Origin of the sequence: Campylobacter sp. RM12637, assembly GCF_020137645.1 — a bacterium.
Classification (GTDB): domain Bacteria; phylum Campylobacterota; class Campylobacteria; order Campylobacterales; family Campylobacteraceae; genus Campylobacter_E.
Genome location: NZ_JACGAV010000029.1, coordinates 1 through 10,106, shown reverse-complemented (window position 1 = coordinate 10,106; position 10,106 = coordinate 1). Strand labels below are relative to the sequence as shown.

Annotated in this window: 11 protein-coding genes; 8 read left to right on the top strand and 3 right to left on the bottom strand. The window is 26.7% G+C overall.

Going from position 1 to position 10,106, the window contains the following annotated elements; translation table 11 throughout:
• Nucleotides 1-132: 132 nt before the first annotated feature.
• Complete coding sequence (locus AVBRAN12637_RS09440) at nucleotides 133-1,443, bottom strand: Na+/H+ antiporter NhaC family protein (RefSeq protein WP_336615806.1); 1,311 nt, start codon at nucleotides 1,441-1,443, stop codon at nucleotides 133-135.
• Between the two features lie 289 nt (nucleotides 1,444-1,732).
• On the opposite strand from AVBRAN12637_RS09440, the gene AVBRAN12637_RS09435 reads away from it, so the two are divergent.
• From AVBRAN12637_RS09435 to AVBRAN12637_RS09400, 8 genes are all read left to right on the top strand, one after another.
• A complete protein-coding gene (locus AVBRAN12637_RS09435) occupies nucleotides 1,733-2,449 on the top strand; it encodes a hypothetical protein (RefSeq protein ID WP_214120257.1) in 717 nt (238 codons plus the stop codon).
• A gap of 30 nt (nucleotides 2,450-2,479) precedes the next feature.
• Nucleotides 2,480-3,292: a prolipoprotein diacylglyceryl transferase gene (gene lgt / locus AVBRAN12637_RS09430; protein WP_214120256.1), complete on the top strand. Its 813-nt coding sequence runs from the start codon at nucleotides 2,480-2,482 to the stop codon at nucleotides 3,290-3,292.
• 73 nt (nucleotides 3,293-3,365) lie between these two features.
• A complete protein-coding gene (locus AVBRAN12637_RS09425) occupies nucleotides 3,366-3,776 on the top strand; it encodes a PepSY-like domain-containing protein (RefSeq protein ID WP_214117419.1) in 411 nt (136 codons plus the stop codon).
• A gap of 45 nt (nucleotides 3,777-3,821) precedes the next feature.
• Nucleotides 3,822-5,237 (top strand): PepSY-associated TM helix domain-containing protein, encoded by a 1,416-nt coding sequence (locus AVBRAN12637_RS09420; RefSeq protein ID WP_336615805.1) that lies wholly within the window; start codon nucleotides 3,822-3,824, stop codon nucleotides 5,235-5,237.
• Nucleotides 5,218-5,442: a hypothetical protein gene (locus AVBRAN12637_RS09415; RefSeq protein WP_336608995.1), complete on the top strand. Its 225-nt coding sequence runs from the start codon at nucleotides 5,218-5,220 to the stop codon at nucleotides 5,440-5,442. The genes AVBRAN12637_RS09420 and AVBRAN12637_RS09415 overlap by 20 nt, the downstream gene beginning before the upstream one ends.
• A gap of 64 nt (nucleotides 5,443-5,506) precedes the next feature.
• On the top strand, nucleotides 5,507-5,722 hold the full coding sequence (locus AVBRAN12637_RS09410; RefSeq protein ID WP_214117422.1) for a type II toxin-antitoxin system Phd/YefM family antitoxin: 216 nt from the start codon (nucleotides 5,507-5,509) through the stop codon (nucleotides 5,720-5,722).
• Entirely contained in the window at nucleotides 5,709-6,437 is a 729-nt protein-coding gene (locus tag AVBRAN12637_RS09405; protein ID WP_214150450.1) for an alpha/beta fold hydrolase, read from the top strand. Before AVBRAN12637_RS09410 ends, AVBRAN12637_RS09405 begins: the two co-directional genes overlap by 14 nt.
• Nucleotides 6,415-7,083, top strand: a complete 669-nt coding sequence (locus AVBRAN12637_RS09400; RefSeq protein WP_336615804.1) for a hypothetical protein — start codon at nucleotides 6,415-6,417, stop codon at nucleotides 7,081-7,083. Before AVBRAN12637_RS09405 ends, AVBRAN12637_RS09400 begins: the two co-directional genes overlap by 23 nt.
• A 31-nt stretch (nucleotides 7,084-7,114) precedes the next feature.
• Here the strand turns inward: AVBRAN12637_RS09400 and AVBRAN12637_RS09395 are convergent, their stop codons facing one another.
• Together AVBRAN12637_RS09395 and AVBRAN12637_RS09390 are read right to left on the bottom strand one after the other, a co-directional pair.
• A complete protein-coding gene (locus AVBRAN12637_RS09395) occupies nucleotides 7,115-8,575 on the bottom strand; it encodes a hydrogenase small subunit (RefSeq protein ID WP_214120250.1) in 1,461 nt (486 codons plus the stop codon).
• A gap of 263 nt (nucleotides 8,576-8,838) precedes the next feature.
• Nucleotides 8,839-10,104, bottom strand: coding sequence for a sodium-dependent transporter (locus tag AVBRAN12637_RS09390; protein ID WP_336615803.1), 1,266 nt, complete (start codon nucleotides 10,102-10,104; stop codon nucleotides 8,839-8,841).
• Nucleotides 10,105-10,106: the final 2 nt, after the last annotated feature.

Genomic DNA, 10,106 nt, shown 5'->3' with positions numbered 1-10,106 from the left:
ATATGTTTTAATATTTTTTCTTGTGGAATTTAAATCCTTAGCGAAATTATATAAATTTATAAGATTAATATATTTAAAAATAAACAACCGCAAAAGCAGTTGTTTAAAATAACTTGCCTAAAATAAGGCAAATTATAAATAATAAGCTATTAAAGCACCACCTACTACTAAAGGTATATTATAGAATATAAATGTAGGGATACATACATCTTTTATGTGATCACTTTGATTATCAGCATTAAGCCCAACGGTAATTCCTAAAGTTGCTTCACTAGCAGGGCTACCTGTGTCTCCAACTGCACCAGCACAAGCAATGATGAAAATAATACTTTCAGCACTAAAACCTAAAGCCGTGCAAATTGGCACAAATAAAGTAGCAATAATAGGAACCGTTCCAAACGAACTTCCAATTCCAAGAGTAATTAATAATCCTATACACATCATTCCAAACGCTATTATTAATTTATTAGTAGTAATACTTAAAGTAAAATCAACTATTTCTTTAATAGCTCCTGTGCTTTGTAAAACAGCTCCAAAACCACAAGCAATTAGCATAATAAACGCTACATAACCCATTAAAGAAAATCCACCCAAAAACACTTCATCAATTTTTTTATACTCAACTCCACCGCTTACACAAATAAATAAAAAGCCAAGTAAAGCCGAAAGCGGTAAAGAACCAACAAGTATTTGAGTAGTTAAAGTAATTAATAAACCTATCATTACCATTAGTTCTTTTTTACCAAAACTAATATTATCTAAGTTTTCATATTTTGCTTCAAGCTCTTGATATGCTTTAGGTTTTCTATAATAAATAAACGAAGCAAGAAGACCAAAAAACATTATAAAAAACATAAGCCAAACAACACCAGCAACATCACTTTGAGTAACTTTTACTCCATTATCATTTAGCGATTGAGTAATTATATCTTGGAATATAAGACCAAATCCCACAGGTAAAGTCATATAAGGCGTTGTAAGCCCAAATGTTACCGCACAAGCTACAGCACGCCTGTCAATTTTCAGCTTATTAAATAGACTTAGCATTGGTGGGATTAAAATCGGAATAAATGCTACGTGAATTGGAATTAAATTCTGAGAAAAGCTTGAAATTATAGCTAAAGAAAATAGCAATAAAATTCTTTTATCTGACATCTTTTTACTAATAAAATTAACTAAATAAGCAGTTAAATTAGTCCTAGATACAGCAACCGCTAAAGCACCTACTAAAACATAGCTAAGTGAGGTTTGCAAATTGCCACTCATACCACTTATAAATGTATTCATAATATTTTTTAATACCACTAAAATATTATCATCAAAACTAACACTCATAAGTCCTGCTATTAGTCCAGAAACTAAAATAGCTAAAAATACATTAAATCTTAATAGACATAGTCCAAGCATTATAAAAACGCTTATTAAAACAGGGTTTGTTAACATAAATTTTCCTTTAAATTAATTTTGTTTAAATGTTTAAAAATATAAAAAATAATATGATAAAAAAAGTATTATGAAGTCTCAATGCCCTAAGGCATGATGGAAGAAGAAGCTTGTAAATAAATTGTTTGTTAAGACAAATGATAAAACACTCATTTAAAAACTCCTTTTGTAAAATATTTGCGTTATTCAACCTAAAATATTCTGAAATTTTCCTTAAATATTTTATTTTTTTAGAAAAAATCATTAAAATTATCTAAAATTCAATACACTAAAACCTTAAGGAGTAAATATGAAAAAATTAATAATACTTATATTTTCAATATTTGTTTATGCAAATGAAGCACAAATCGCTCTTGATTTAGCAAAAGTTAATGAATATTTATCAAAAATTAGTGCTTGTAGTAATAATGATTTTAAAGGCTGTGATGAAGCAAATAATATAAATAAAATAACTTATATAAAAGAAGCAAAAGACTATATAAACGATGAATGCAAGGCAAAAAATATGGCAGCTTGTTATACAATTTCTACTTTTAGTGATGATGATTATACGATTTTTAATGCCTTAAGACTTGCTTGTCAAAATCATTTTGAATTAGCTTGCACCAAGCTTGTATTAAATTACGAACAAAACTCAACAAAAGCACTAAAAATCATAAAAGCTCAATGTGATAACGAAAATAATCAAAACTCTTGTTATGCAACTGCTAGATATTATAAAGGATTTTTAGATAAAGAAAACGCTATTAAATACGCTCACATTGCTTGTAACAAAAATTTCTTTAACGCTTGCATATTTGAAGCAAGTGTGCATTTAGAAAATAATGACACGAAAAAAGCATTCAATCTTTTAGAGCAAACTTGCAATAAAGGCTATGAAGAAGCTTGTTTTGCTGGAGCTAATGCTTATTTAAATATGGGTAAATTTAAATTAAGTAAAAAATTCTTAGAAAAATCTTGTAATTTAGGTAATCAAATATCTTGCAAAAAACTAAGTGGTTTTTAATATATTTTGAAATTCTAAAAAAGGATAATAATGCTTGAATTTTGGCAACATTTTTATGAAAATACCAATAGAGTTGCATTTAGCATAGGAATGTTTAAAATACATTATTACGCACTTTGCTACATACTAGCACTGCTTATTGCATTATTTATAGGACAAAAATTTGCTCCACGCTTTGGCTTTAGCAAAAAAGAAATAGAAAATTATTTCGTTTGGATAGAAATAGGCATAATCTTAGGAGCTAGGATAGGATATATTTTAGTTTATAGCGATGATAAATTATATTATTTAAGCAATCCTTGGCAAATGTTTAATCCGTTTGTAAATGGCGAATTTGTAGGAATTGCTGGAATGAGCTATCACGGAGCATTAGTTGGTGCATTAATTACAACTTATCTTTATTCTAAAAAATATAAAAAAAATATGTTTAAAATACTTGATTTAGTAGCATTATCAGTGCCATTAGGGTATATATTTGGAAGAATTGGAAACTTTTTAAATCACGAACTATTTGGCAGAGCAACTGATGTATCTTGGGGCGTTTATGTAGGAGATACCTTAAGACACCCTAGTCAATTATATGAAGCATTCGCTGAAGGTTTAATAATTTTCATTATCATTTACATTTTTTCAAAGAGAATAAAGTTTAACGGGCAATTAATCTGTATTTATGCAATGTCGTATGGGATAGCTAGATTTATTTGTGAATTCTTTAGAGAACCTGATTTTAATTTAGGCTTTATTGCATTAAGCCTATCTATGGGTCAAATTTTGAGTTTAATTATGTTTTGCTTTGCTCTTAGTTTGTATTTTTATTTAAATAAAATTAAAGCTAATCATTAACACGGGGGGGGGTATAATCAAAATTACAATATTTTGATAGTATCAAGATTCAAATCATTTTAAGGAGTAAAGTATGAAAAAACTTTTATTTTTAGGTGCAATTAGTTGCTGTTTATTAGCTGATACAAATATAAATCCAAGCGAACTACCACAAAACATTCAAGACTTTGTAAAAACTCATTTTACAAATGAAAATATAGTTAAAGCTGAAAAAGATTGGGATTCTTATGAAATCAAACTTAGCAATGGAACTGAACTTGATTTTTCTAAATCTGGAGATATTAAAGAAATAGATGGAAAATACTCTCCAATTCCTGATAGCATTATGCAAGATGTTTTAAAACTTGCTAAAGAAAATCAAAAAAATGCGAAATTAATGGAAATTGAAAAAGAATGGAACGGATATAAACTAAAATTTAATAACAATTATAAAGTTTATATAGACAATAACGGAACTATCACAAAAACCGTGCTTGATGATTAAAAACAATAGGAATTTCAATTTGAAATTCCTAAGATTAGGAAAGATATGAAAACACTTAGAAAATTACATTCTTACATTGGAATTTATGCTTGTTGGTTACTTTTTATAATAACCTTTTTTGGAACCATTAGTTATTTTAGAAATGAAATTGATTTTTATATGCAGCCAAAATTGCACGAAAGCAAAACTATCTTAAATAATGATATAAATGGATTAAGTAGTGCTATTAATTACGCACAAGAAAAATATAAAGATTACGATTTTATATCTATCAAAACTCCTAGTTATTATAATAATTTATATGAGATTAATTATTATAATTCTAATTCAACAAAAGGCGAAAGAAAAAGTAATATAAGCTATTTTGATGGAGAAAATATACTAAATAAAACAAGCACTTTAGGAGCTAAATTTTTAACTAGCATTCATTATAAATTATTGCCTATTAATGGTAGTTTTAAAGATTTCTTAGAAGCAATTGTTAGTATTTTTGCAGCTGGGATAATATTTTTATATATAAGTGGGATTTTGATTTGGAATAAAAAGAATTTCAATAAAATTAATGTGAAAAATGATTTAGCAAGATTATTTGATTTTCACATAGTTGCTGGACTTTTTGTGGGTTCATTTTTATTCATCTTAGCACTTAGTGGAATAGGCATAAATTACATTAAAGATATAGAAAAATTATTTACTACAACTACCACTAAACAAGCAAAAACACCAAGTAACGCAAATGCAAATAGTGATAAAAGTTTTATTTTTGATACAAATTTAATTAGCAAGGCTATTAATAATTTAGAAAATACAAAAAATATAACAATTGTTTTAAATAAAAGCACAAAAGAATTTGCAATTACTTTAAATGATGATAAAAATGTAATGCCATCAATTAATACAAAAAGTAATAAAAGCTATGTTTTTGATAGTGAAGCTAATGTAAAACAAACTCCAAAAGAAAGCAAACTAAGTGCATTTTCATCAATTTATGAAATATTTTTTAATATTCATAGAGTTATGTTTGCTGATTTTCAACTTTATTTTATTTTATTTTTATGTGGAATATTTACTTGCTTATTTATATACAAAGCTTTATTATTAGCTAGTAAAAAACATAAAGATAATCTACTTTATAAAGCAATTGCTTATGCAGCGTTTTATCCATCTTTAAATGCTACTGCTATTTATTTTATCGCTAATAAACTTACTCAAAATATGCAAGTAGAACAATTTGCATTTTTAATAAGCTTTATATTAAGCATTATTCTTAGCTATATTTTTGTAAATAAAACTAAAAACCTAATGATAATTAGCTTAATTATTTTATTGGCATTATTAATATCTGATATTTGTATTAGCGGTTTTGTATTTATAACAATGATGTTTGACTTTGTTATATTACTTATAATTTTAGGATTAATTATTAATTTAAGGAGAGCAAATGTTAATAATATTAATTAATTTAATAGGAGCAATCTGCCTTAGTATTGATTATAAAAAAGCAAGTTATATTTTATTTGCAATAGCATTTGTATGTGCCTTATATCTTGATGCAAAACTATATAATTTAATGATATTTTTTAGTTCAATTTTTGCATTTTGTATAATTACAATTTGGGCTAAACACCTATATGATTTAAATAATAAAAACTCTAACATTCGCTAATTTTTAGCGAATGTGGTTTTGGATTAGTTTTTGCTTTATTATTTAAAATCACAAAAGGAAAAATATGAAATTTAGCCAAGATGAGATATTTTCAGCTACTGATGTAGTTCGTAATTTTTCTGCAATTTTAAAAAAAATTGAAGGAAATAAAAAAGTCTTCGTAGTAAAAAATAACAAATTCCAATGTGTTATGCTAAACCTTGCCGAATATGAAAAATTACAAAATGCTTTAGTAATTTTAGAAGCTATTTATAAGGACAAAAAAAATGGCAAGAATTAATATAAAAAATCTCGGGCTAAGTTATCTAATAAGACAAGGAAATGGAGAAAAAGTAGCTTTAATAATGCACGGCTGGGGTGCTAATAAAGAACTAATGGAGCAATTTTTCACAAAATCTTTAAGCAAACATTGTAAGCAAATGATATTTTTAGACTTTGCAGGATTTGGTGGAAGTGATGAGCCAAGTTATGCTTTTAACTCTATTGATTATCTTAATTTGACAAATGAATTTATAAAAGCATTAGATATAAAAGTTGATATTTTGCTAGGTCATTCTTATGGTGGCAAAATTGCTTGTCTAATGGCTAGTAAGAATGATTATGATGCGTTGATTTTATGTGCTAGTGCTGGGTTAAAACTACCAAAAAGCCCTAAAGTAAAGCTAAAAATCTTTCTTGCAAAATGCTTAAATAAATTAGGATTTAAAAATATAAGAAGATTTTTAGCTAGTAAAGATGGTGCTACGCTAAGCCCTATTATGTATGAGACTTTTAAAAATGTAGTTGATGAAGACTATCAAAACGAAATTAGCAAAATCAACACAAAAACCTTGCTATTATGGGGAGAAAGCGACACTGCAACACCACTTAGCATAGCAAATAAAATGCAAGGTTTAATCAAAAACTCAAAACTAATTACCTTTAATGGAAATCATTTTTTCTTTATGCAAAATGATTTAACGCCTTTTATTGATGAGTTTTTTCAAAAAGCTTGAAGAATTAGAAATAATTTATTTTAAAGATTGCTACAAATCTTGCAACGGGCATTGCTGTAATGCAGATAAGCCCTTTAATGTAATAATCCCTATGCTAAAAAGCGAGTATGAATACATTAAAGATAAAACCAATCTAAATCTAGTTGCAAATATTTCTTACAAATTAAAATGCGAAAAAACAATCACTTTATGCTTTGTCAAATGCTCTTATAAAGGCTTATGCACTTTTCGTCCTTTAGCTTGTAAGCTATATCCGTTTTTTGCTTTAGTTAATGATGATGGGGTGGTTTTGGATATAAATGCAATTAGTTTGTATGATTTATTTTATAAAGATTTTTTATCTCATCCTTGCCCTTTAATAAAGTATGATTTTGGTAATTTAAAAGCACAATTTTTATTAAATGTAAAGCAAATCTCAAATGAGCCAATAATAATTTTTATATTTAGAGCATTAGAGCTTTTAGTCAAATACCTTAAACTTTATTTAAAAGATTTATATCTTGATAATTGTGAAAACAAAAAAGAGATTTTGCATAAAAACAATTTCTTAAATGCTTATAAAAACGAAGAATTTAAAAATGAAATAAATGAACTTTATTTAAGATTAAGCCTAAAATATAAAGATAATTTAGATAAATATTTATAAGAATTAAGAAATAAATTCTTAATTCAAATTCTTAGAAATTTCTTAAGTGATAATTCAATCTATCAACTAATATTTGATGTTTGAATAATTCTCCTTCAAACTTTACACTCTTACACTCTAGCATTTTTAAAGATTTCGCTATCATTGAAGCAATACTATCAACAACACCAAACAAAATCGCAATATCATCAAGTCCGCCTAAACGATATATCAAAATCAATCTAAAAGACTTACTAACATCCATTAAAATAGGTTTTTTAGCTAATTTAAAATCAAGCCCACTAGCAATTCCTATTTCATATTTATTAGCTAAATCAAGAAGTTCAGTTAAGCTTAATTTAAGTCCTAAAATATTTGCCGAGCTTATTAAAATACCACTAAAAGTATTTAAAATCTCGCTATCTCCTTCAAGATTTAAGCCAAATTTTTCTTTATAATTTGCTAATAACTTAGCACCTAATTTGTTTTTATTTAATAATTCTGCGTGATTTTTACTTTCAAATTCTAAAAAAGCTGATAATTCATTATTAATATAAATCCCATCATCTCTTACAACAACCTCATCGCCCTTATTAAATCTAGCTAAATCATCATAACACCTTGCTCTTTTAGTTTGTGCGTAAGAACTAGCGAGTGATTGTTCATAAACGCCGTAATTATCCCAAAAATCTCTTTCGCTACAGGCAATACAGCCATGTCCTGCTTGAACTGGCCAAGAAGTTTTAGCATTGAACTTTGTCTTAGGACAATTATTAAAAGTATATGGTCCTTTACACCCTACTTTAAACAAACAAGCACCCGATTTAGCTGCTTCATCTCCAAATTCTTCAACAAATTCCCCACTCTCAAAAGCTATTTTCCTTTCGCACATATCGTGTAAGCATTTTGAATAAGCAAAAGCAGGACGATTATTATCATCTAATGCAGGAGCTTTATCAAAAAACGCAAAATGTAAAATACTAGCAATGATATTGCTCTCACTTGGAGGACAACCAGGAATTAATACAGCATCTTTTAAAATATCTTCAATACTAATAGAATTAGTAGGATTTGGCTTAGCTGCTTGAATACCACCATAAGATGAGCATGAACCTACAGCATAAACACAACTTGCACGATTAGTTAATTCTTTTAATTTATGTAAAGCAGAGTGAGCTGGAGCACCACTTGTATAAAACTCATTACTAGCAATAGCACCTTCAACTACTAATAAAAATGGCTCTTTAATTTCTAATAAATCTTCAGCTAAAAATCCACTAGCTGCCATATAAGTTTCGTGATAGATTAAATCTATAAAATCAAAAATCAAATCATCAAGACCAATACTCTCACTTCTAATAAAGCTCTCACTACAGCCTGTGCATTCGCTAAAATGTAGCCATATTAATTTTAACTTTTTTGCATTGATTTTTTCGTAGATTTCTTTTTCATCAGCTTTCACGCCTAAAGTTTTTAATGTAGATTGAATTTGAGCTAATACATTTGCATTCATAATAATCCTTTATTTAAGCTTAAAATATCAAATTAAATGAATAATAGCGAAATAATTTTTAAAATTAGTAACTTTTCTACTCAAGTTACTAATTTAACTAGCGGTATATTTAAGATATATTTTATATTTACCCCGTTTTAACGGGGATAAATGAGTTTAGTTTGAAATATAAATACTAACTAAACCAAACTTTAAATATTCTTAAAATTATACTTTTTTTTAAATTTTAATAAATTTTTATAAGTCTTAGTTAAAAATATATCTTAAAAAAACATAGACTTTAAATACTTAGTTAGACCTAAATTCTCTAACATTATTATAAGTATTACAATAGGACAAATAAATCTTATAAACAATAACCATATTTTAAATCCAAACTCACCCATATAAGGAATAAATAAAGTTTTAAGTTTATTCACTTCTACGAAAAATCCTACGAAAATACAAGTAATAATCGCTGATAATGGCATTAAAATATTAGAAGTTAAATAATCTAATATATCAAATATACTTTTATCAAAAAATGTAAAAATTGAAGAATATTCATTATTAAAACCTAATATACAAAATATCCCCATAATATAAACAAAAATACCTATATAAATTAGAGCAAGTTTTCTTGAAATTCCAAATTTATTTATTAAATAAAAAGCAAAAGGTTCAATCATTGAAACAGCACTAGTAAGCCCAGCAAAAAGTAGTGCTATAAAAAATGCAATCGCAAGTATATTTCCAATAATTCCAAGATTTGAAAATAAACTCATAAGGCTTACAAATATAAGTCCTGGCCCTTGCTCGCTTGCATTTGCTCCGTATTCAAAAACAAATGTAAATACAATAAGCCCCATCATAATACCAACTAAAATATTTATAAAAATAATTGATAAAGTTGATTTAATCACATTTATATTTTCTGGCAAACTAGCAGCGTAAGTTAAAACCACGCAAACACCCATAGAAAGACTAAAAAAGCTTAGCCCTAAAGCGTCTAAAATTAATTTTATATTAAGTTTATCTTCAACAAATAAAACAGAAAAATCAGGCTTAAACAAAAAGCTAAACGCCTTAACAAATCCATCAAAAGTAAAACTATATAAAAGCATTAAAATTAATAATATAAACAAACTTGGCATCATCCATACATTCATTTTTTCAATGCCACTTTTAATTCCTTTACTAACAACCCAAAAAATCATAAAAAATACTATGCTAAAGCAAATAATTTGAGATAATAAGTCTTTTGTCAATAAATTACCAAATAAATCTCCAGCTTCGCTAACAGAATTTGGTAAAGCAAAAAAACTAGAATAAATGTATTTTAAAATCCAGCCTATTACAACGCTATAAAAACAAACTATTAAAATAGCTCCTATCATAAAAAATCCTGCAAATCCCCAAGCTTTTTTATTAGATTTTGCTAAATCACTAAAAGCATTCACAGCGTCTTTTTGAGTAATTTTACCAATACTAAGCTCTCCTAAAAAAACCATAAAAGCTACTAAAAATGTTAAAACTAAATAAAGCAATATAA

Excerpts from the sequence above, each read along its gene's own strand:
- AVBRAN12637_RS09440 (WP_336615806.1), bottom strand. The coding sequence starts at position 1,443 with ATGTTAACAAACCCTGTTTTAATAAGCGTTTTTATAATGCTTGGACTA.
- AVBRAN12637_RS09410 (WP_214117422.1), top strand. The coding sequence starts at position 5,507 with ATGAAATTTAGCCAAGATGAGATATTTTCAGCTACTGATGTAGTTCGT.
- AVBRAN12637_RS09395 (WP_214120250.1), bottom strand. The coding sequence starts at position 8,575 with ATGAATGCAAATGTATTAGCTCAAATTCAATCTACATTAAAAACTTTA.
- AVBRAN12637_RS09415 (WP_336608995.1), top strand. The coding sequence starts at position 5,218 with ATGTTAATAATATTAATTAATTTAATAGGAGCAATCTGCCTTAGTATT.
- AVBRAN12637_RS09425 (WP_214117419.1), top strand. The coding sequence starts at position 3,366 with ATGAAAAAACTTTTATTTTTAGGTGCAATTAGTTGCTGTTTATTAGCT.
- AVBRAN12637_RS09420 (WP_336615805.1), top strand. The coding sequence starts at position 3,822 with ATGAAAACACTTAGAAAATTACATTCTTACATTGGAATTTATGCTTGT.
- AVBRAN12637_RS09405 (WP_214150450.1), top strand. The coding sequence starts at position 5,709 with ATGGCAAGAATTAATATAAAAAATCTCGGGCTAAGTTATCTAATAAGA.
- AVBRAN12637_RS09400 (WP_336615804.1), top strand. The coding sequence starts at position 6,415 with ATGAGTTTTTTCAAAAAGCTTGAAGAATTAGAAATAATTTATTTTAAA.
- lgt (WP_214120256.1), top strand. The coding sequence starts at position 2,480 with ATGCTTGAATTTTGGCAACATTTTTATGAAAATACCAATAGAGTTGCA.
- AVBRAN12637_RS09435 (WP_214120257.1), top strand. The coding sequence starts at position 1,733 with ATGAAAAAATTAATAATACTTATATTTTCAATATTTGTTTATGCAAAT.